Annotated in this window: 21 protein-coding genes; 12 read left to right on the forward strand and 9 right to left on the reverse strand. The window is 73.7% G+C overall.

Annotated features, from left to right (window positions below; all coding sequences use genetic code 11):
• Nucleotides 1-72 precede the first annotated feature (72 nt).
• The 7 genes from ACIOC0_RS11175 (at nt 73) to ACIOC0_RS11205 (ending at nt 7,318) form a co-directional block, all read left to right on the forward strand.
• The gene (locus tag ACIOC0_RS11175) at nt 73-1,311 is read left to right on the forward strand and encodes a prenyltransferase/squalene oxidase repeat-containing protein (protein WP_402154608.1); all 1,239 of its coding nucleotides are present in this window, start codon (nt 73-75) and stop codon (nt 1,309-1,311) included.
• Nucleotides 1,308-1,946, forward strand: coding sequence for an SCO2322 family protein (locus ACIOC0_RS11180; protein ID WP_402154610.1), 639 nt, complete (start codon nt 1,308-1,310; stop codon nt 1,944-1,946). The genes ACIOC0_RS11175 and ACIOC0_RS11180 overlap by 4 nt, the downstream gene beginning before the upstream one ends.
• A complete protein-coding gene (locus ACIOC0_RS11185; RefSeq protein ID WP_402154612.1) occupies nt 1,939-3,084 on the forward strand; it encodes a CbiQ family ECF transporter T component in 1,146 nt (381 codons plus the stop codon). The genes ACIOC0_RS11180 and ACIOC0_RS11185 overlap by 8 nt, the downstream gene beginning before the upstream one ends.
• Complete coding sequence (locus ACIOC0_RS11190) at nt 3,081-4,763, forward strand: ABC transporter ATP-binding protein (protein ID WP_402154614.1); 1,683 nt, start codon at nt 3,081-3,083, stop codon at nt 4,761-4,763. The genes ACIOC0_RS11185 and ACIOC0_RS11190 overlap by 4 nt, the downstream gene beginning before the upstream one ends.
• Complete coding sequence (locus ACIOC0_RS11195; protein WP_402154616.1) at nt 4,724-5,593, forward strand: ECF transporter S component; 870 nt, start codon at nt 4,724-4,726, stop codon at nt 5,591-5,593. Before ACIOC0_RS11190 ends, ACIOC0_RS11195 begins: the two co-directional genes overlap by 40 nt.
• Nucleotides 5,594-5,885: 292 nt before the next feature.
• Nucleotides 5,886-6,305 (forward strand): transglycosylase SLT domain-containing protein, encoded by a 420-nt coding sequence (locus tag ACIOC0_RS11200; protein ID WP_402154618.1) that lies wholly within the window; start codon nt 5,886-5,888, stop codon nt 6,303-6,305.
• Nucleotides 6,306-6,616: 311 nt separating this feature from the next.
• Complete coding sequence (locus ACIOC0_RS11205) at nt 6,617-7,318, forward strand: YoaK family protein (protein ID WP_402154620.1); 702 nt, start codon at nt 6,617-6,619, stop codon at nt 7,316-7,318.
• 118 nt (nt 7,319-7,436) lie between these two features.
• Here the strand turns inward: ACIOC0_RS11205 and ACIOC0_RS11210 are convergent, their stop codons facing one another.
• Genes ACIOC0_RS11210 through ACIOC0_RS11220 form a run of 3 tightly spaced genes read right to left on the reverse strand, consistent with a single transcriptional unit; the run spans nt 7,437 to nt 9,349 of the window.
• A complete protein-coding gene (locus ACIOC0_RS11210; RefSeq protein WP_402154622.1) occupies nt 7,437-7,823 on the reverse strand; it encodes a hypothetical protein in 387 nt (128 codons plus the stop codon).
• Complete coding sequence (locus ACIOC0_RS11215) at nt 7,820-8,083, reverse strand: hypothetical protein (RefSeq protein WP_130437007.1); 264 nt, start codon at nt 8,081-8,083, stop codon at nt 7,820-7,822. The genes ACIOC0_RS11210 and ACIOC0_RS11215 overlap by 4 nt, the downstream gene beginning before the upstream one ends.
• A gap of 30 nt (nt 8,084-8,113) precedes the next feature.
• Nucleotides 8,114-9,349 carry a cytochrome P450 gene (locus ACIOC0_RS11220; RefSeq protein ID WP_402154624.1) on the reverse strand — a complete coding sequence of 412 codons (1,236 nt, stop codon included), beginning with the start codon at nt 9,347-9,349 and terminating at the stop codon, nt 8,114-8,116.
• 171 nt (nt 9,350-9,520) lie between these two features.
• Between ACIOC0_RS11220 and ACIOC0_RS11225 the strand changes: the two genes are divergently transcribed.
• Together ACIOC0_RS11225 and ACIOC0_RS11230 are read left to right on the forward strand one after the other, a co-directional pair.
• Nucleotides 9,521-10,690: a steroid 3-ketoacyl-CoA thiolase gene (locus ACIOC0_RS11225; RefSeq protein WP_130437005.1), complete on the forward strand. Its 1,170-nt coding sequence runs from the start codon at nt 9,521-9,523 to the stop codon at nt 10,688-10,690.
• 118 nt (nt 10,691-10,808) lie between these two features.
• Nucleotides 10,809-11,480 (forward strand): O-methyltransferase, encoded by a 672-nt coding sequence (locus ACIOC0_RS11230; RefSeq protein ID WP_352252416.1) that lies wholly within the window; start codon nt 10,809-10,811, stop codon nt 11,478-11,480.
• A gap of 22 nt (nt 11,481-11,502) precedes the next feature.
• On the opposite strand, the gene ACIOC0_RS11235 is transcribed toward ACIOC0_RS11230, so the two are convergent.
• A complete protein-coding gene (locus ACIOC0_RS11235) occupies nt 11,503-11,895 on the reverse strand; it encodes a hypothetical protein (RefSeq protein WP_130437003.1) in 393 nt (130 codons plus the stop codon).
• A gap of 102 nt (nt 11,896-11,997) precedes the next feature.
• Between ACIOC0_RS11235 and ACIOC0_RS11240 the strand changes: the two genes are divergently transcribed.
• Nucleotides 11,998-12,417, forward strand: a complete 420-nt coding sequence (locus tag ACIOC0_RS11240) for a DUF1992 domain-containing protein (RefSeq protein ID WP_130437002.1) — start codon at nt 11,998-12,000, stop codon at nt 12,415-12,417.
• A gap of 37 nt (nt 12,418-12,454) precedes the next feature.
• On the opposite strand, the gene ACIOC0_RS11245 is transcribed toward ACIOC0_RS11240, so the two are convergent.
• Nucleotides 12,455-13,213: a hypothetical protein gene (locus ACIOC0_RS11245; protein ID WP_402154627.1), complete on the reverse strand. Its 759-nt coding sequence runs from the start codon at nt 13,211-13,213 to the stop codon at nt 12,455-12,457.
• Between the two features lie 5 nt (nt 13,214-13,218).
• Nucleotides 13,219-13,914 carry a hypothetical protein gene (locus ACIOC0_RS11250; protein WP_402154628.1) on the reverse strand — a complete coding sequence of 232 codons (696 nt, stop codon included), beginning with the start codon at nt 13,912-13,914 and terminating at the stop codon, nt 13,219-13,221.
• 112 nt (nt 13,915-14,026) lie between these two features.
• Here ACIOC0_RS11250 and ACIOC0_RS11255 point away from each other — a divergent pair, with 112 nt between their 5' ends.
• Complete coding sequence (locus ACIOC0_RS11255; RefSeq protein ID WP_402154629.1) at nt 14,027-14,530, forward strand: GNAT family N-acetyltransferase; 504 nt, start codon at nt 14,027-14,029, stop codon at nt 14,528-14,530.
• A 12-nt stretch (nt 14,531-14,542) separates the two neighbouring features.
• On the opposite strand, the gene ACIOC0_RS11260 is transcribed toward ACIOC0_RS11255, so the two are convergent.
• Nucleotides 14,543-16,582 carry a DHA2 family efflux MFS transporter permease subunit gene (locus ACIOC0_RS11260; RefSeq protein WP_402154631.1) on the reverse strand — a complete coding sequence of 680 codons (2,040 nt, stop codon included), beginning with the start codon at nt 16,580-16,582 and terminating at the stop codon, nt 14,543-14,545.
• A 192-nt stretch (nt 16,583-16,774) separates the two neighbouring features.
• Here ACIOC0_RS11260 and ACIOC0_RS11265 point away from each other — a divergent pair, with 192 nt between their 5' ends.
• Nucleotides 16,775-17,854 carry a peptidoglycan-binding protein gene (locus ACIOC0_RS11265; RefSeq protein WP_402154633.1) on the forward strand — a complete coding sequence of 360 codons (1,080 nt, stop codon included), beginning with the start codon at nt 16,775-16,777 and terminating at the stop codon, nt 17,852-17,854.
• A 113-nt stretch (nt 17,855-17,967) separates the two neighbouring features.
• Here the strand turns inward: ACIOC0_RS11265 and ACIOC0_RS11270 are convergent, their stop codons facing one another.
• Nucleotides 17,968-18,636, reverse strand: coding sequence for an HAD-IA family hydrolase (locus ACIOC0_RS11270; RefSeq protein WP_402154635.1), 669 nt, complete (start codon nt 18,634-18,636; stop codon nt 17,968-17,970).
• Between the two features lie 327 nt (nt 18,637-18,963).
• Nucleotides 18,964-19,545 (reverse strand): TMEM165/GDT1 family protein, encoded by a 582-nt coding sequence (locus tag ACIOC0_RS11275; RefSeq protein WP_130436996.1) that lies wholly within the window; start codon nt 19,543-19,545, stop codon nt 18,964-18,966.
• Nucleotides 19,546-19,732: the final 187 nt, after the last annotated feature.

The raw sequence follows: 19,732 nt of genomic DNA on the forward strand, positions 1-19,732 counted from the left end.
GGTTCACGGAGCCGAGCCGCCGGGATGTCCCGCGCTGCCCGGCTCCCCACAGGGAGAGGCAACCCGCCGACCATGAACGTCCGCCGCAGCGCCGCGGTCCTGGCCGCCGCAACCGCACTGACCTGCGCCGCCACGCCCGCCATGGCCGCGTCCCCCTCCCCGTCCCCGACGCCGGTGATCCCGTCCGGCCTGTACGGAGACGCCGACCCGACCTACGACGGCGTCTGGCGGCAGTCGCTCGCGCTGCTCGCCCAGGACACCGTGGGCGTGCGGCCCGCGGACCGGGCCGTGGACTGGCTCACCGGCCAGCAGTGCGCCACCGGCGCCTTCGCCGCGTTCCGCGCCGACCCCGCCAAGCCGTGCGACGCCAAGCTGATGGTCGACAGCAACAGCACGGCCGCCGCCGTCCAGGCCCTCGCCGCGCTCGGCGGGCACGACGCGGCGGTGGACAAGGCCGTCGGCTGGCTGAAGTCGGTGCAGAACACCGACGGCGGCTGGGGCTACGCCCCCGGCGGCGCGAGCGACGCCAACTCCACCTCCGTCGTCATCGGCGCGCTGACGGCGGCCGGCGAGAAGCCCGCCGGGGTCGCCAAGGGCGGCCACTCCCCCTACGACGCCCTGCTGAAGCTGGCGCTCCCCTGCGACGCGGGCGGCGCCTTCGCCTACCAGCCCGACAAGCAGGGCAAGCTGACCGCCAACGCGGACGCGACGGCCGCCGGCGTCCTCGGCGCGCTCGGCCTGGGCATGGCCCCCGGGGCCGGCCGCGAGACGGACGCCGTGTGCGCCGGGACGGGCCGCGCGACCCCGCAGCAGGCCGCCGCGAGCGGGGCGGCGTACCTGGCGAAGTCCGTCGCCAAGGACAACCACCTGATGTCCGTGCTCCCCGGCGCCGAGAACCAGCCGGACTACGGCAACACCGCCGACGCGGTCGTCGCCCTCGCCGCCCAGGGAGGCGCGGAGCGGGCGGAGAAGCCTCTCGCCTGGCTCGAGAAGAACTCCGCCGCCTGGGCGAAGCAGAGCGGCCCCGCCGCCTACGCCCAGCTGATCTTCGCCGCCCACGCCACGGGCAGCGACCCGCGCGCCTTCGGCGGCACGGACCTGGTCGCCGCCCTGAACGCGACGGGCCCGACGCCGCAGCCGGCCGGGAACAACGGGAAGACGGCGACGGACGAGCCGGGCGACAAGACCGACGACGCGAAGGGCGAGGACTCCGACGACGGCTACGGCGTGTGGTGGACCGTCGGCGTCTTCCTCGTCGCCGGCATCGGCATCGGCTTCCTGATCAGCGGCCGCCGGAAGCAGCGGCCGTGATACGGCGCTGCGCCGCCCTCGCGCTGGCCGCGCTGCTGTGGACCCTGGCCGGTCCCGGGCAGGCCCAGGCGGCGGGTTACCGCTACTGGTCCTTCTGGGAGCGCACCGGCGACCGCTGGACCTACGCCACCCAGGGCCCCTCCACCGCCCGCCCCTCCGACGGCGACGTCCAGGGCTTCCGCTTCGCCGTCAGCGCGGACTCGGCGGACGCCTCCAGGCCGCGCGGTACGGCGTCCTTCACGGCGATCTGCGCCACGACGCCCCCGCGCGACGGCGGCAAGCGGGTGGCACTGGTCATCGACTTCGGCACGGTGGCGGACGCCCCCTCCGGGGAAACCCCGCCGCGCCCCCGGACGGCCTGCGCCCGCGTCCCGGAGGACGCCTCGACGGCGGAAGCGCTGGCCGCGGTCGCCAAGCCCCTGCGCTACGACGCCAACGCCCTCCTCTGCGCGATCAGCGGCTACCCGAAGACCGGCTGCGGGGAGCAGGTGACCGCCCGGAGCACCGGCCCCACCCCCGCCGGAAAGCCCGAGGAGGACGAGGGCCCCTCCCTGGGCCTGTACGCGGGGGGCGCCCTCATAGCCGTCCTGGCGGCCGCGGCGGTGTGGCAGTCCCGGCGGCGCGGGCATGCGTAGCGGCGACGCCCCGCTGCGCCGGGCCGAACGGCCTCCGGCCCCGCAGCCCACCGACCGGGAGCGCGCTCCCGGCCGACTTCACCCGGGCGCCTGGTGGTTGTGGGCCCTGGCCCTCGGCACCGCGGCCACCCGCACCACCAACCCGCTCCTCCTCGCCCTCCTGCTCACCACCTCCGCCTACGTCGTCCTCACCTGCCGCCCCCACACCCCCTGGGCCCGCGGCTACTCCGCCTTCCTGCACCTGGCCCTCGCCGTCCTCCTCGTCCGGCTCCTCTTCGTCGTCGCCCTCGGCTCCCCCGTGCCGGGCACGCACGTGATCGTCACGCTGCCCGAAGTCCCGCTCCCCGACTGGGCGCAGGGCATCCGCCTCGGCGGCAAGGTGACCGCGGAGGGTGTGCTCTTCGCCCTGTACGACGGTCTGCGCCTGGCCGCCCTCCTGGTCTGCGTGGGCGCGGCGAACGTCCTCGCCGCCCCGTCCCGCCTGCTGAAGTCCCTGCCCGGCGCGCTGTACGAGGCGGGGGTGGCCGCCGTCGTGGCGCTGACCTTCGCCCCGTATCTCATCGCCGACGTCCAACGCCTGCGCGCGGCACGCCGGTTGCGCGGCCGGCCGGACAGCGGGCTGCGCGGGCTGCTGCAGGTGGCGCTGCCGGTCCTCGAGGGCGCGCTGGAGCGTTCCGTCGCCCTCGCCGCCGCGATGGACGCCCGCGGCTACGGCCGTACCGCCGAGGTTCCCGCCGCCGTCCGCCGAACGACCACCGCTCTCACCCTGGGCGGCCTGCTCGGCGTGTGCGCGGGGACGTACGGTCTGCTGACGGCCGTCGGCGGGGTGTACGGCCTCCCTCTCCTGCTCGCCGGTCTCGTCGCCGCCCTGGCCGGGCTCCGCCTCGGCGGCCGCCGTTCCCCCCGCACGCGCTACCGCCCCGACCGCTGGACCCCGCGCGCGTGTCTGGTCGCCGGGTCCGGGATCGCCGTCGCCGCGCTCCTCTTCGCGGCCGCCGCCGTGGACCCGGCGGGTCTGCGTCCGGGCGTGGTGCCGCTGACCGCGCCCACCCTGCCGCTGTGGCCTGCTGCGGCGATCCTCGTCGGCCTCCTCCCCGCCTTCCTCGCCCCCGCACCACGCCAGGAGCAACCGTCGTGATCCGCTTCGAGAACGTCTCCGTGACGTACGAAGGCGTCCCCGAACCGGCCCTGAGCGGCGTCGACTTCACTGTCCCCGAGGGTGAACTCGTGCTGCTCGCGGGCCCTTCGGGGGTCGGCAAGTCGACGCTGCTGGGCACGGTGAGCGGTCTGGTCCCGCACTTCACCGGCGGCACCCTGAGCGGCCGGGTCACGGTCGCCGGCCGCGACACCCGCACCCACAAGCCGCGTGAACTGTCCGACGTGGTCGGGACGGTGGGCCAGGATCCGCTCGCCCACTTCGTGACCGACACCGTGGAGGAGGAACTCGCCTACGGCATGGAGTCGTTGGGCCTGCCACCGGCCGTGATGCGCCGCCGTGTCGAGGAGACCCTCGACCTGCTCGGTCTGGCCGCCCTGCGCGACCGCCCCCTGGCGACCCTCTCCGGCGGTCAGCGGCAGCGGGTCGCGATCGGCTCGGTCCTCACCCCGCACCCGAGCGTCCTCGTCCTGGACGAGCCGACCTCCGCGCTCGACCCGGCAGCCGCCGAGGAGGTCCTCGCCGTCCTCCTGCGCCTCGTCCACGACCTCGGTACGACGGTGCTGCTGGCGGAACACCGTCTGGAGCGCGTCCTGCAGTACGCCGACCAGGTCGCCCTGCTGCCCGCCCCCGGCGCGGCCCCCGTCCTGGGCCCGCCGGCGGAGATCATGGCCGTGTCCCCGGTGTTCCCGCCGGTGGTGGGTCTCGGCCGGCTGGCCGACTGGTCCCCGCTCCCCCTGACGGTCCGCGACGCCCGCCGCCGCGCCTGCGGCCTGCGCGAACGCCTCGCGGACCGGGAACCCGACGGCACGGCGACCAGGACAACCCCCGCGCCGCCCGCGCCCCGGGCCCCTTCGACGCCGCCGTGGTGGCGCCGGCGCCGGCCCGCCGACGCTCCCTCGCCCGCGGGCGCGCCCGCCGAGGTCGCGGGCCTCGCCGTCCGCCGCGGCCGGGTGCAGGCGCTCCGGCACGTGGATCTCGCCATCGCCCCCGGCGAGACCATCGCTCTCATGGGCCGCAACGGCGCCGGGAAGTCCACGTTGCTCAGCGCCCTCGTCGGCCTGGTCGAGCCGTCCGCCGGGACGGTGCGGGCCGGCGGCGCGGTCCCGCACCGCACCGCGCCCCGCGACCTGGTGCGCCGCGTCGGCCTGGTCCCGCAGGAGCCGCGCGACCTCCTCTACGCCGAGACGGTCGCCGCCGAGTGCGCGGCCGCCGACCGGGACGCGCAGGCCGCCCCCGGCACCTGCCGCGCCCTGGTCTCCGGGTTGCTGCCGGGCATCGCGGACGACACCCACCCCCGCGACCTGTCCGAGGGGCAGCGCCTCACTCTCGCCCTCGCGGTCGTCCTCACCGCCCGCCCGCCCCTGCTCCTCCTGGACGAGCCGACCCGGGGCCTGGACTACGCGGCCAAAGCCCGCCTGGTCGCCGTACTGAAGGAGTCGGCGGCGGCCGGTCACGCGATCGTGCTGGCCACGCACGACGTGGAGCTCGCCGCCGAGCTGGCGCACCGGGTGGTGCTGCTGGCGGAGGGCGAGGTGATCGCGGACGGTCCGACGGCGGAGGTGGTGGTCTCCTCGCCGTCCTTCGCCCCGCAGGTGACGAAGGTGCTGGCCCCGCAGCCGTGGCTCACGGTGGCGCAGGTGCGGGAGGCGCTGAGGTGACCCGGCAGGCCCGCGCGGTCCGGCTGGGCCCGCGTTCCCTTCTGGCGCTGGTGCTCGTCAGCGCCGTCGGCGTCGTCGCGTTCGCCTGGCCCTTCCTGGCCCCGCCGCACTCCACGGTGAACGCCCACGCCCAGGACGCTCCGTGGCTGTTCGCGGGGCTGCTGGCGCTGCTGGTCGCGGTGGTCGCGGCGACGATCTCGGAGTCGGGGCTGGGCGCGAAGGCCGTCGCGATGCTGGGGGTGCTGGCGGCGACGGGCGCCGCGCTGCGTCCCATCGGCGCGGGCACGGCGGGCATCGAGCCGATGTTCTTCCTGATGGTGCTGAGCGGCCGGGTCCTCGGGCCGGGCTTCGGCTTCGTCCTGGGATCGGTGACGATGTTCGCGTCCGCGCTGCTCACGGGCGGGGTCGGGCCCTGGATGCCGTTCCAGATGCTGGCGATGGGCTGGTTCACGATGGGCGCGGGCCTGCTCCCGGGCCCAGACCGGCTGCGCGGCCGCGGGGAGCTCGCGATGCTCGCCGGCTACGGCTTCCTGGCGGCCTTCGCCTACGGCACGGCGATGAACATGCAGGGCTGGCCCTTCCTGGGCGCGGGCACCACGACCATCGCGTTCGAACCGGAGGCCTCCGTCGCGGAGAACCTGGCCTCCTTCGCCGCGTACTGCCTGGCGACGTCCGTCGGCTGGGACCTCGGCCGCGCGGTCGTCACCGTCGTGCTGACCGTGACGCTCGGCCCGGCGGTGCTCAGGGCGCTGCGGAGGGCCACCCGGCGGGCCGCGTTCGAGACCGCGGTCACATTCGAGGACCGTCGGCCGGTGAACCGGCCCACATGACGCGGATCACCTACGATCCTCTTTAGTCGGACATATCGGATGCCATGCACACGCCGAGACCGCCGCTGACCTGCACAGGGACCGGCTCACCGTGACGGCGACGGAGCACCCACATGCGGCCACAACTAGTAAAAGGGGTCATTGCGGGCGCCTTCCGGGCCTGTTTCTCTGGATGACGTCGCACGGCGCCGACGAGCCCCACAGGCTCCGGCGCCGACGTGTGCCGGACGCCGCTCACCCACGGTCCGCCGCCGGCCGCGACGCCGTCAGTCCCCGAAGGAAAAGGTTCTCCGTGTCCGTCTCCGTCATCCGCCGCCTCGCCTCCCCGAAGAAGACCCTCACCGCCGTCGCCGTGGCCGCCGCCACCGCCGGCATGGCCCTGACCGCGGCGCCGGCCCAGGCGGCCCCCGCCGCGCCCTCCGCCGCCGAGGCCCAGGCGATCGCGCACAAGATGATCCCGGACGCCGCACAGTTCGACGCGTTCAGCAAGATCGTCGAGCACGAGAGCAACTGGGACGTCGACGCCACCAACTCCTCCTCCGGCGCCTACGGCCTCGTCCAGGCCCTCCCCGGCTCCAAGATGGCCACGGCCGGCTCCGACTGGAAGACCAACGCCGAGACCCAGATCAAGTGGGGTCTGGACTACATGAACTCCCGCTACGGCAGCCCGGTCGGCGCCTGGTCCTTCTGGCAGGCCAACGGCTGGTACTGAGCCACCCGAACGGACCGACGGCACCCGCCGAGCGGACCGGGCGCAAGCGTCGGCCCCGCCCCGGCGCCGCGGCAGCCCGCCGCACGAACGGACGCTGGGCACACGGCACCGCCGCACGCGCCCCGGTCCCGCGCCTGCGGCACAGCCGCACTGACGGACCGGCTCAAGCGCCACCCCCCCGCACGCCCCCGCGCGGCACCCTGACCGGCGGCGGCCCCCTGATCCCCCGGGGCCGCCGCCTTCCGCGTTTCCCGGCCGGCTCCGCAGCGCGCTCCCGCCCCGCCCTCACCCGCCCGTGGTCCACTGGACCGATGACCACCGAGCAGCCCCGGTCCGCCACGGACAAGGGCCCCGAAGATCGCGGCCTGCGCCTGGTCGTCGTGCTGCTGGCGCTCACCGGGGTGAGCGGTCTGATCGACGCGGTGAGCTACCTCGGCCTCGGGCGCGTCTTCACCGCGAACATGACGGGCAACGTCGTCATCCTCGGCTTCGCCGCCGCCGGCGCCCCCGGCTTCTCGGTCCACCACTCGGCGACCTCGCTGGCCTGCTTCCTGCTGGGCGCGGTGAGCGGGGGCCGCGTCGCCCGGCGCCCGGGAGACGGCTCCCGCCGCGCCTTCGCGCGCTGGACGCTGGGCGTCGAGGCGGTCCTCCTCGGCGCCGCGTCGGCCGTGGCGTTCACCGCGCCGGAGGGGGCGACCGCCACGACGTACACGCTCATCGCGACGACCGCCTTCGCGATGGGCCTGCGCAACGCGACCGTGCGCGAGCTGAACGTGCCGGCGCTCACCACGACGACCGTCGTGACGATGACCCTGACGGGCCTGGCCGCCGAGTCCCACGTCGCCGGCGGCAGCGGCGCCCGTACCCGGCGTCGCACGGCGGCGGTGTCCGCGCTGTTCGCGGGAGCGGTGCTGGGCGCGTGGCTGGTGCTCCACCACGGCATGGGCATCCCGCTGCTGCTGGCGTCCCTGGCGTCGGCCGCGCTCGCGGTGACGGCGTCGGGCAGGGACTGAGCCGAGCCCTTGAGGGCGTCACCCCAGGCTGACCCGCAACTCGGGGTCGTCGTAGGCGATCATCTTGTGGGACCAGTCGAAGCCGGGCGCGCCGTCGCCTTCACGCGCTTGAACCGCCTCAGCGGTTGAGGTCGAGCACCGGCACGCCGCGCCCTTCGTACGCCTTCGGATCCACGGTGGCGACGAGCGCGTCCGCGCCCCACTCAGGCAGATGACGGGCGGCGTGGATCGCCGCCGCGATCCCGAGAGGCACTCCGTCGCGATGCATCCGGGCCACCGCGAGCGCCGCCGCGTAGTCGAGGTCGACGGTGTGCAGGACCTCCACCTGGCCGACGTGCTCGGCGATTCCGAGATGCTCGCGATCGGCCTCCAGGACCGACAGCGTCGGCGCCCACAAGCGCGACTCGGTCTCGAAGTGGGCCCGGTGGACCAGCGCGGACACCTGCCGGTTGCCGGACAACGCCAGCAGCGTCGGCGCGTCCAGGATCAGGTGATGAAGGATCACGCGGCGTCACCCTGCTGCCGCGCGAAGGCCTCGCGAAGCCTGCGCCCCATCGCGGCGCTCTCTTCGTCGGTCACCTCGACCCCGAAGTGCTCCGCCAGATACGCACGGGCCCGCTCCGCCCGCTCACGCCGCTCCTCCTCGGTCAGCGTGGACTCCGCGAAGTCCTGCACCAGGGACCGGATCGACGTCCCCCGCGACTCCGCTATCACCGCCAGGCGGTCCCGGACTTCGGCGGGCACTCGGATCATCGCATCTGCCATGGGGCGAGTATACGTCGCCGTATACGCCCCTCACTCGACGGCGACCCGCAACTCCTTCACCCCGTTGATCCAGGCGGACCGCAGCCGCCGTGGGTCGCCGACCAGCCGCAGGCCCGGCATGGCGTCGGCGATGGCGTTGAAGATCAGGTCGATCTCCAGCACCGCCAGCGACTTGCCGAGGCAGAAGTGCGGCCCGCCGCCGCCGAATCCCAGGTGGGGGTTGGGGTCGCGGGTGACGTCGAACGCGTCGGGCCGGTCGAACACCTCGGGGTCATGGTTGGCGGAGGCGTAGAAGAGTCCGACCCGCTCGCCCTTCCTGATCGTCCGCCCGCCGAGTTCGGTGTCCTGGGTGGCGGTGCGCTGGAAGGCGAACACGGGCGTGGCCCAGCGGACGATCTCCTCGGCGGCGGTGGAGGGCCGATCCCGCTTGTAGAGCTCCCACTGCTCGGGGTGCGTGAGGAAGGCGTGCATGCCGTGGGTGATGGCGTTGCGGGTGGTCTCGTTGCCGGCGACGGCGAGCATCAGCACGAAGAAGCCGAACTCGTCGGAGTTGAGGTTGCCCTGGTCCTCGGCGGCCACGAGGGTGCTGACGATGTCGTGCGCCGGGCACTGCTTCCGGTCGGCGGCCATCGTCATGGCGTACGAGATGAGCTCGGCGGCGGACTGCGCGCCGACCTCCTCGGTGATCGCGTACTCGGGGTCGTCGTAGGCGATCATCTTGTTGGACCAGTCGAAGATCTTGGTCCGGTCTCCCTGGGGGATGCCGATCAGCTCCGCGATGGCCTGGAGGGGCAGTTCGCAGGCGACGGAGGTGACGAAGTCGAAGGGGCCGTCGAGTTCGCGGGCGGCGGCGACGATGCCGGCCGCCCGGTCCCGCAGCCGCTGCTCCAGCGCGCGGATCGACCGTGGCGTGAACCCGCGTTGCACGATCTGCCGCACCCTGGTGTGCTCGGGGGGGTCCATGTTCAGCAGGATCAGCCGCTGCGCGTCGATGGACTCGCGCCGGATGTGCTCGTTGAAACGGATGATGGCGGTGTTGACGGTGGACGAGAACAGCTCGGGGTGAGTGGAGACGTACCGGACGTCGGCGTGACGGGTCACCGCCCAGTAACCCTCGTCCTGGAACCCGGCCACGTTTCCCGACTGGGGGATCCAGCGGACCGGTTCGGCCCGCCGCAGTTCGGCCAACTCGGGCAGGGGGACGTGGTGTTGCAGCAGGTCGGGGTCGGTGAAGTCGAACCCGTCGGGAAGCGCTGGACAGTGCATGGGCAGCTCCAGCCGTCGGACCAGTCACCTGACGGTCCATCAGAAACAGGGTGCGGCGACGGTAGTTCAGGGCTCTGAAGCTTGCAAGACCCTTGCGGTGACGTACGTCACGTCCGCAGACTGCACAGAGCAGAACTAGAACACGTACTAGTTCCGGGAGGATCCGCACCCATGGCTGCCGAACCCGTGATCGTGGAAGCCGTCCGCACCCCCATCGGCAAGCGCGGCGGCGCGCTCGCCAATCTTCACCCCGCCTACCTCCTCGGCGAGACCTACCGCGAACTCCTCGGCCGCACCGGCATCCCCGCCGACGCCGTGGAGCAGATCGTCGGCGGCACCGTCACCCACGCCGGCGAGCAGTCCATGAACCCCGCCCGCACGGCCTGGCTGACGATGGGCCTCCCCTACGAGACGGCGGCGACCACGGTCGACTGCCAGTGCGGCTCCTCGCAGCAGGCGTCGCACATGACCGCCAACATGATCGCGGCGGGCGTCATCGACGTGGGGATCTCCTGCGGGGTGGAGGCGATGTCGCGCGTGCCGCTCGGCTCGGGGTCGAAGCACGGCCCGGGCAAGCCGTTCCCCGACGAGTGGAACGTCGACCTGCCGAACCAGTTCGAGGCGGCGGAACGCATCGCCCGACACCGGGGACTCAGCCGCGACGACGTCGACGCGCTGGGCCTGCTCAGCCAGACGCGAGCCGCCGACGCCTGGTCGGAGGAGCGCTTCAAGCGGGAGACCTTCGCGGTCCAGGTCCCCACGACGGAGGAGGAGCAGGCCGCCGGCCAGGGCATGTGGCGCCTGGTCGACCACGACGAGGGCCTGCGCGACACCTCCCCGGAGGCCCTGGCCCGGCTGAAGCCGATCATGCCGACGGCGGTGCACACGGCCGGCAACTCCTCCCAGATCTCCGACGGCGCGGCGGCGATCATGTGGGCGTCCAAACGGATGGCCCGCGCCCTGAAACTGAAGCCCAGGGCGCGGATCGTGGCCCAGGCCCTGGTCGGTGCGGACCCCCACTTCCACCTGGACGGCCCCATCGACGCGACACGGGCGGTGCTCGGCAAGGCGGGCATGTCCCTGAAGGACATGGACCTCGTCGAGATCAACGAGGCCTTCGCGTCCGTGGTGCTGTCCTGGACGAAGGTCTTCGACCAGGACCTGTCGAAGGTCAACGTCAACGGCGGCGCGATAGCCCTCGGTCACCCGGTCGGAGCGACGGGCGCCCGCCTGATCACCACGGCCCTCCACGAACTGGAACGCACGGACAAGGAGTTCGCCCTCATCACCATGTGCGCGGGCGGCGGCCTGGCCACGGGGACGATCATCCAGCGGATCTAGCCCCCCGGCGGCGCCAGCGCCACGCCGGGGAGAGAAACGGGGGCGGGGCGTTGACGGGGTCGTTAGGGTTCCTAAGTAGATGTCACGTGCCGAGTTCACACGAGAGGCAGAGCAGCGCATGAGCGAGTCGCAGGTTTGGGACGCCGTCGACGCCTACTTCACCGACCACCTCTCCCCGGACGACGAGGTCACCTCCGCGGCCCTGCGCGACAGCGACGCCGCCGAGCTGCCGCCGATCAGCGTCACGGCCGCGCAGGGCAAACTGCTCCAGCTGCTCGCCGAGATCCAGGGGGCCCGCGCGATCCTGGAGATCGGCACCCTCGGCGGGTACAGCACGATCTGGCTGGCCCGCGCGCTCCCGGCCGACGGCCGGCTGATCACCCTGGAGTACAACCCGAAGCACGCCGAGGTCGCCGCCCGCAACATCGCCCGCGCGGGCCTCGACAAGCAGGTCGAGGTGCGGGTCGGCCCGGCCCTGGAGTCACTGCCGCTGCTCGCCGACGAGAACCCGCCCCCGTTCGACCTGGTCTTCATCGACGCGGACAAGGTCAACAACCCCCACTACCTCGAATGGGCGCTGAAGTTGACCCGGGCGGGCAGTCTCATCGTCCTGGACAACGTGGTGCGCGGCGGCCGGGTCGTCGACGCGGCCAGCGACGCGGACGACGTGCGCGGGACCCGCGCCGCCATCGAACTCATCGGCTCGCACCCGCGGTTGAGCGGCACCGCGGTCCAGACGGTGGGGGCGAAGGGCTACGACGGGTTCGCGCTGGCCCGCGTACTGGCGTAGCCCCGCCGGGCTCCCCGCGGGGCTACGCCTCGTGGAAGAAACCGACGTTGACGCTGCGCGGGCCGGTGCGGTCGACGACGACGATCTCGCCGACGCCGCCCCGCGGCAGCTGCACCGTGCCGCCGTAGGGGATGGTCTGGGCGTACTCGCCGACGACCAGCCGGACCTCGGAGGACGGGTCCGGCTGGGAGCCGCGCAGCCAGCTGACCTGCCAGACGCCCTCCGGCCCGCACAGGAACTCCAGGTGGACCCGGGAGACGAAGAGCCAGTCCTCGGGGGTCACGAGGCGGCAGACGGACTTGTCCCGGCCCACCCGCAGCACCGCCCCCGGCTCGCTGGGCGCGTCGGCCATGAGCATGCCGGCCGTGGCACCCTCTTCCGTCCCCGAGACGGTGGCCATGGTGAGTTCGAGCACGTGCGCTCCTCGTGACTGTGTCCGACAGTGGCGTGCAAGTGACCTTGCACAGCGGCCGCATACTAAATCGCCCGGCCCCGCCGCGTCCGGCACAATGGACGCATGACCGAGCGAAAGCCACCCGGTGTTCCGTTCGACTCCTGGATCGACAAGCAGATCCGGGACGCGCAACTCCGGGGCGAGTTCGATCAACTCCCGGGCGCTGGAAAGCCGTTGGAGTCCGGTGCCGACACGGCGTACGACGAGCTGTGGTGGATCAAGCGCAAGATGGCGCGCGAGGGGCTCTCGGTGCTTCCGCCGGCGCTCGCGCTGCGCAAGGAGGCGGAGGACGCCCTCGCGGCGGCGTACGCGGCCCCTTCGGAACGCCTCGTCCGGAAGATCATCACGGACGTCAACGTCAAACTCCGCGACATGATGTTCAAGCCGCCGCCCGGCCCCCCGCTCGGGATGCAGCCGTACGACGTCGAAGCGGTCGTACGTCAATGGCGGGAGCGCCGGGAGGCGGCTTCGGAGAACAGCTGACGCGTCGTGCACGACACGCGTCTGTGGGCGCGAACACTCACACGTGCAGGAGCCGCTCCGTCAGTTCGCGGTAGTCCCTCAGGGCCAGGCGGAGCTGCTCGGTGTCGACGGCCGTCGCGGCGGTGTCGCCCTTCCTTCCGCCCTGGGCGCCGCCGCCCTCGGCGAGCTGCCAGGAGCCGCGCAGGGTGCGGCGGCGGTCGTTGACGGCTTCGGTGAAGCGGGCGGCCAGTTCCTCCAGGACGTGGTCGGCCTCCTCGACGGCGTCACGCGGCCGGTCCACGAACCCGGCGACCGCGTGGTGCAGCCGGGAGGCGAGCTCGTCGCACTCCTCGTGCGGCAGCAGCGGGGAGCCCTGCGGGCCGTGCGAGCGGTCGGCAGCGGAGTGGGGCTGCGCCGACGGCGTGTGCGGCGTGTCCGTGCGGGTCGTGTCGGCGTCCGCGCCGGTGCGCTCCTCAGAGCCAGTACCGGTGCCGGTGCCGGTCACGCCGGGGGTCCCGCCCGGAAGGGTGTCCCGTGCATCCCTCGCCTCCCGGCCGGTCGTCGTGTCGGCCGCACCCGCGCCGGTGCGCCCCTCAGTGCCGGTCACGCCGGGGGTCCCGCCCGGGAAGGTGTCCCGTGCATCCCTCGCCTCCCGGCCGGTCGTCGGGTCGTCCCCGCCCGCGCCGGGGACCGTCGTGTCCTTGTGGACGGGGTCCACGGGGCTGACGGGCGTCACCGGGTTCACCCGGGTCCGTCCGGTCTGCTCCGGGGTCGTCGTCCGGTCGCGGTCCTCGCCGCTCGAAGTCACGTCGGGCATTCCTCTCAGCTCTCCTTCGTCTGGTGCCGGTGGAAGCCTCGCGGCAGGTGGAGGCCGGAGCGGTGCTCGTCCCGCGCGTGGGTCTCGCGGCCCTGCGTCACCGCGGCCGGCGACCGGTGACGGCCGGCCCCGTGCCGGCCCTCCTTCACCAGCTCGTCGAAGAGGGCGCGGGCCTCGACCATGGCGGACCGCAGGTCCTCGGTGCCGGGGGCCTGGCCGTTGCGCGCGCCGCCGTCGGTGTGGAAGCGCGCCACGTGGTGCACGTGCCGATAGCCGTTGACGTGGCGCGGGTGGTGCACGGAGAGCGCGGCGACCTGCTCGTCGTACTGCGCGCCGTCCGGGAAGCCCCGGGCGCCCGCCACCTCCGCGACCAGCCGGTCGGCCTCGGCGACCGCCTCACGGGGCGAGTCGACGAAGCGCTCCTGCGCCGCCGTCCAGCGGGCCTCGAACCGCTCGCGCTCGGCGGGCTCCAGCGGACGCTCCTGCAGTCCGCCGTGCCGCTCCACGAGTGTGCCGAGCTCCCGCTCGGCGGCCTTGACGTTTCCGCCGTGCCGGGCCACGGCACGGTCGTACTCGGGCCCGAAGCGATGCTTCAGGCTGCGTCCCCCGTGCGGCCCTCGGGACCGCACGGCCAGGACGGCCGCGACGGCGATGACGGCCGCCACGATCACGATCAGAGCGATGATCACGCCTGTGGACATGGTTGCCTTCCGATGTGGTCGGCCCCGCGGGCCGGTTCACGATTCCGGGTTGCCCGGAAGACGTCGTACAAACGGCAGGCAAAGCCGCGCGACGCCCACGACAATGACCGGCATGAGCGTCGCGACCGCCTGGACCATCGCCCCGGAACCCGTGGACTCCCCCGTCGCCGCCGCGTTGTGGCGGGAGTACTACACGGAGGTCAGCGACCGCTGGTACCTGCTGCACGAGGGGCGCAGGACCGACCCGGCCGAGCTGGAGCGGGAGATCGCCGCCGGGAAAGGGGATCGACTGGCGCCGCCGCGGGGTCTGTTGCTGGTCGCGTGGTACGAGGGCGCGCCGGCCGGGAGCGCGGGCGTACGGCTGCTGGACGCGGCGACGGCCGAGCTGACGCGGGTGTTCCTGCTGCCCGGGGCCCGGGGCAGGGGCGGCGCGGCGCTGCTGGTCGCCGCCGCCGAGGAGAGCGCCCGCGCGCTTGGGGCGACCCGGATGATCCTGGACACCCGTGGCGACCTGGTCGAGGCCCGCGCCCTGTACGCGCGGCTCGGGTACGCGGAGACCGAGCCGCACAACGACGACCGGTACGCCGACCACTGGTTCACGAAGAACCTGAGCTGAGGCGCCGGACACCTACGCCGGCCGTGTCACCGGCCGCTCGTCGTGCGGCTGTTCGCGGTCCGAGCCGCACAGTTCGCCGCCCAGCTCCTTGACCAGGCGGGTCAGGTCGGTGGGACGGTCCGGGCCCCACCAGTCGCCGAGCAGTTCGGCGAGGGACTCCTCGCGGGCCCCGGCCAGCCGGCGGGCCACCGTCCACCCCTCGTCGGTGAGGACCATGTCGAGGCCCTCGCGCCGGGCCAGCCCGCGTTCCTCGATCTGCCGGGTGCCGTCCAGGATCACGGGGAGCGGGACGGTGCTGCGCTCGGCGAGCCGGGACGGTTCGACGCTGCCGTACCGGCGGATGCGCAGCAGCATCCAGCTGGCGACCGGGAGGAGGTCGTAGCCGGCCCGGGCGGTGATCGTGCGGTAGATCTCGCGGCGGCCCTCCCGGGTGCCGAGCAGGGACAGGGCGCGGCAGACCTCGTCGTAGGAGGAGCGTTCGACGGGGTTGCTGGCGAGGGTCTCCGTCACGTCCGGCGCGGTGACCGAGCCGCGCAGCGGTTCCTCCTTGAGGAAACAGGCGAGGACGAAGCCGACGAGGGCGACGGGCGCCGCGTACAGGAAGACGTCGGTGATGGAGGACGCGTACGCGTGCAGGACCGGCGGGCGCAGCGCGGCCGGCAGCGCGGCGATGCCCCGCGGGTCGGCCTCCAGCGCGTCGGCGGAGACGCCGGGCGGGAGGGTGACGCCCCGGAAGGCGTCGGCGAGTTCGTCGCCGAGGCGGCCGGCGAACACCGTGCCGAAGACGGCCACGCCGAAGGAGGCGCCGATGGAGCGGAAGAAAGTCGCGCCGGAGGTGGCGACGCCGAGATCCTCGTAGGAGACGGCGTTCTGCACGATGAGGACGAGGACCTGCATCACCAGGCCGAGCCCGAGGCCGAAGACGAAGAACACGGTGCTCATCTCCGCCGTGGAGCTGCCCTCGTCCAGCCGGTGCAGGAGCAGCAGGCCGATGGTCGTGACGGCGGTGCCGGCGACCGGGAACACCTTCCAGCGGCCGGTGCGGCTGACGATCTGGCCGGAGACGGTGGACGACAGGAGCATGCCGACCACCATGGGCAGCATGTGCACGCCGGACAGGGTGGGCGAGACGCCCTGGACGACCTGGAGGAACGTCGGCAGGTAGGTCATCGCGCCGAACATGGCGAAGCCGACGATGAAGCTGATGACCGCGGACAGGGTGAAGGTGCGGAGGCGGAACAGCTTGAGGGGGAGGACGGGTTCGGCGGCGCGGCGCTCCACGGCCACGAACGCGACGAGGAGCAGGACGCCCAGCACGGCGAGTCCGACGATCTGCGGCGAGCCCCAGGCCCAGGTGGTGCCGCCGAGGGAGGCCACGAGGACCAGGCAGGTGGCGACGGCGGCGATGAGGAAGGTGCCCAGGTAGTCGATGACGTGCTGGGTCGCCTTGCGCGGGATGCGCAGGACGGCCGCGATGACGGCGAGGGCGACGACGCCGACGGGCAGGTTGACGTAGAAGACCCAGCGCCAGCTGAGGTGTTCGGTGAACAGACCGCCGAGGAGGGGTCCGAGGACGCTGGTGGCGCCGAAGACCGCGCCGAACAATCCCTGGTAGCGGCCGCGGTCACGGGGCGCGACGATGTCGCCGACGATCGCCATCGACAGCACCATCAGCCCGCCGCCGCCGAGGCCCTGCACGGCCCTGAAGGCGATGAGCTGGGCCATGTCCTGGGCCATGCCGCACAGTGCCGAGCCCACCAGGAAGATGACGATCGCGATCTGGAACAGCTTCTTGCGCCCGTACTGGTCGCCGAGTTTGCCCCACAGCGGCGTCGCGGCGGTCGACGCCAGCAGGTACGCCGTGACCACCCAGGACAGGTGCTCCATGCCGCCGAGGTCGCTGACGATGGTGGGCAGCGCGGTCGACACGATCGTCTGGTCGAGGGCGGCGAGCAGCATGCCGAGCAGCAGGGCGCCGATCGAGACGAGGACGCCGCCGGGAACGTGCTCCTGGCGCGGATCCCCCGTCCTGGCATGTGCGTCCAGGGCCATGAATGCCTCCCGGGGCTGTCGCGAACACCTCCATCGTGATCGGTGTGGCCCGTTATGGCCTCTCGAGTCCCGTTGGTTCCGCGCCCGACCGCCGGTCGTGTCGAGGCCGGCCGGGGTCGCACGTGTGTCTGGTGGGCGGTCGTGTGGAGGTTCTGGGTAGTCTCTGGAGTTCGTACGGGGAGGGGCGAACAGGTGAACGAGCCGACGGCGTGGCAGGGACGACCGGGACAGCACAGGCTTCCGTGCCCCGAGTGCGGGGCGCTCCGCGCGGCGGACAACACCCCGTCCTGCGCCTGCGCGCGGCGCGCGGCCGAGGCCCTGCGCGACACGCGTGAGGCGGAGGCGGCCGCGGCGGGGGACTTCGATCCGCTCCGCATCCGGCCCTACGTGGAACTGGACGGCGAGGGCGGTGCTCCCGGCACGGCGGACGCCCCGCCCGCGGACGGGGTCTCCGCGAGCGACCTGACCATGCCGCTGCCGGCCGTCCCCCCGGCGGCGTCCGACGCCACCATGCCGCTGCGCGCCGTGAGCCCGGCCGGTGCGGACGCGCGCACGACGGCGCTCCCCGCCGTGTCCGGCCCGGGCTCCTTAAGCACCGGCGACGGCCCGGACACGACGGACGCGTACGGCGACGACGGGGAGCCGCGCGGCCGGCGCCGTCGCCCCCTGCTGATCGCGGCGGCTGCCGGGGCCGTGGCCGTCGTCGCCGCGGTGGGGTTCGCCGGCGGACTGTTCACCTACGAGAAGCCCACCCGCGACGGCGCCCCGGAGGACGTCCGGGCGGCCGTGCCGGAGACCTCGCCCAGCGCGGGCGCCTCCGCGTCGCCGTCGGCGAGCCCGCCCGGGTCACCGTCGGACTCCCCCAGCGCCTCCCCGTCGCCTTCCGCGAGCGGGAGCCCGTCACCGTCCCCGTCCGCGTCGCCGTCGAGCGCCTCGCCGTCGGCATCCCCGTCGGCCTCCCCGAGTCCGTCGGCCGGCCCGAGCACGACCGCGCCGCCCGTCAAGCCCGGGAACGGGGCCGCCGACGCGGGCGCGGCCAGCCCCGGGGCGAGCGTCCTGCGGCCGGGCGACCGGGGGGACGAGGTCACGGAACTCGAGCTCCGTCTGAGCCAGTTGTCCCTCTACGACGACAAGCCCGACGGTGTCTTCACCCGCCAGGTGGAGGAGGCGCTGCGCACCTACCAGCGGTCCCGGGGGATCCAGGGCGAGGAACTCGGCGTGTACGGGCAGCTGACCCGGGCCCGCCTGGAGTCGGAGACGCACGAGCCTTGAAGGGCCGGCGTCCCGACGGCCGACGCCTCCGACGACACCCCCCACGGCGCCTCCGACGTCTCCGCCGGCGCTTCCGACGCGGCAGGGCGCTGACCCGCGCCCGCGGGGGCTCCTCAGCCCACGTGCAGGCGTACGCCCCCGGCGACGGCCTCCACGCGTACCCGCCGCAGATCGGGCACGACGACGTCCGGTTCGTGCGCCGCCGCGCGTGCTCCGACGCCCACGACGCGCATCCCGGCCGCCCGCCCGGCGGCGATGCCCGCGCCGGAGTCCTCGAACACCACGCACTCCTCGGGGGCGACGCCCAGCTCCGCCGCGCCCTTGAGGAAGCCCTCGGGGTCCGGCTTGGAGGCGCCCACCGACTCCGCGGTGACGCGCACCCGCGGCAGGTCCAGTCCCGCCGCCGCCATCCTCGCCGTGGACAGGGGGGCGTCGGCCGAGGTGACCAGGGCGTGCGGGACGCCGCGGAGGGAGGCGACGAACTCGGGAGCTCCGGGGACCGGGACGACGCCGTCCATGTCGGCGGTCTCCTCGGCCAGCATCCGCGCGTTGTCCTCGAGGTTGAGCTCCCTCGGGCGGTCGGGCAGCAGCAGGGCCATCGAGGCGTGGCCCTGGCGGCCGTGGACGACCCGCATGACCTCGTCGCCGTCGAGCCCGTGTTCGGCGGCCCAGCGCCGCCAGATCCGCTCCACGACGGCGTCGGAGTTCACCAGGGTGCCGTCCATGTCGAGCAGGAGGGCGCGGGCGGTCAGGACGGTGGGGGCGGACACGGGGGCCGGCATCGGCGACTCCAGCACGGTCGGGCGCGGGCCCGGCAGACGGAACGCGCGGGGGGGGCGGACGGCGTACGCGGACGGGGAGCAGGGGACGCGTGGAGAAGAACAAGGCGGCCCCGCCCGCCGGTCAGGGAAAACGGGCGGGAGCCACTTTGTTTTCTCACGGTACAAAACATTCGGGGGTACACGCCACCCTTGAGCCGCACAGTCTCACCCGGCGTCCCGTCCCACCCGACGCACCGTCCCACCCGACGCACCGTCTTACCCGGCGTCCCGTCCCACCCGACGCCCCGCCTCGCCCGCCCCCCCGTCACGCGGCGCCGGCCGCCCGCCTCAGCCGGCGATCGCCTCCCACAGGCTCCACGCCCCCAGGGCCAGCATCAGCGCCGCCGCGATCCGCGTGATCAGCCGCAGCGGCACCCGCTTCATGAGGGCCTTACCGCCGACGATGCCGAGCCCGGCCACGGCCCACAGCGCCAGCACCGCGCCGAGCCCGACGGAGAGCGGATCGTCGTAGCGGGCGGCGAGGTTCGCCGTCATGATCTGGGTCAGATCGCCGAACTCGGCGACGAGGATCAGCATGAAGCCCGCGCCGAAGACCTTCCAGAAGGACTGGTTCTCGGGCGTGCGGACCTCGTCCTCGTCGTCGTCCTTCTTCCTCAGCAGCACGGCCGCGCCGCCGAGGAAGAGCACACCGGTCAGCGCGTGCACGATCTGCTGCGGCAGCAGCGTCAGCACGCTGCCCGCCGCGACGGCGAGCGCGACGTGCACGGCGAAGGCGGCGGCGACGCCGGCGAAGACGTAGGAGGCGCGGTAGCGGGTGCCCAGGACGAGGCCGGCGAGGGCGGTCTTGTCGGGCAGTTCGGCGAGGAAGACGACGCCGAAGACGAGCGCCGTCACGGTAACGCTGATCAAGGTTCCTCAATCGGTCGGGCTGCCCCACCGAGAGCGCGGGGGCCTGTCAGCCCTGCGGAGACGCCTCGGCACGGCAGCGCACATGGCGCCCGCGCCGGACGGCACGGGCGTGCACTGCTTGCCGAAGGTCTCGCTGGCGGATCCACACGGGTGCGGATCGGCCTCCGGGCGCCGGCCCGGCATCCGT

Source organism: Streptomyces sp. NPDC088254, from assembly GCF_044740925.1.
In the GTDB taxonomy this organism is placed as follows: domain Bacteria; phylum Actinomycetota; class Actinomycetes; order Streptomycetales; family Streptomycetaceae; genus Streptomyces.

Bases quoted from the DNA above. Each gene is read 5' to 3' on its own strand.
- ACIOC0_RS11255 (WP_402154629.1), top strand. From the start codon at position 14,027: ATGAGCGTCGCGACCGCCTGGACCATCGCCCCGGAACCCGTGGACTCC.
- ACIOC0_RS11175 (WP_402154608.1), top strand. From the start codon at position 73: ATGAACGTCCGCCGCAGCGCCGCGGTCCTGGCCGCCGCAACCGCACTG.
- ACIOC0_RS11215 (WP_130437007.1), bottom strand. From the start codon at position 8,083: ATGGCAGATGCGATGATCCGAGTGCCCGCCGAAGTCCGGGACCGCCTG.
- ACIOC0_RS11230 (WP_352252416.1), top strand. From the start codon at position 10,809: ATGAGCGAGTCGCAGGTTTGGGACGCCGTCGACGCCTACTTCACCGAC.
- ACIOC0_RS11270 (WP_402154635.1), bottom strand. From the start codon at position 18,636: ATGCCGGCCCCCGTGTCCGCCCCCACCGTCCTGACCGCCCGCGCCCTC.
- ACIOC0_RS11220 (WP_402154624.1), bottom strand. From the start codon at position 9,349: ATGCACTGTCCAGCGCTTCCCGACGGGTTCGACTTCACCGACCCCGAC.
- ACIOC0_RS11205 (WP_402154620.1), top strand. From the start codon at position 6,617: ATGACCACCGAGCAGCCCCGGTCCGCCACGGACAAGGGCCCCGAAGAT.
- ACIOC0_RS11225 (WP_130437005.1), top strand. From the start codon at position 9,521: ATGGCTGCCGAACCCGTGATCGTGGAAGCCGTCCGCACCCCCATCGGC.
- ACIOC0_RS11260 (WP_402154631.1), bottom strand. From the start codon at position 16,582: ATGGCCCTGGACGCACATGCCAGGACGGGGGATCCGCGCCAGGAGCAC.
- ACIOC0_RS11250 (WP_402154628.1), bottom strand. From the start codon at position 13,914: ATGTCCACAGGCGTGATCATCGCTCTGATCGTGATCGTGGCGGCCGTC.
- ACIOC0_RS11245 (WP_402154627.1), bottom strand. From the start codon at position 13,213: ATGCCCGACGTGACTTCGAGCGGCGAGGACCGCGACCGGACGACGACC.
- ACIOC0_RS11240 (WP_130437002.1), top strand. From the start codon at position 11,998: ATGACCGAGCGAAAGCCACCCGGTGTTCCGTTCGACTCCTGGATCGAC.
- ACIOC0_RS11185 (WP_402154612.1), top strand. From the start codon at position 1,939: ATGCGTAGCGGCGACGCCCCGCTGCGCCGGGCCGAACGGCCTCCGGCC.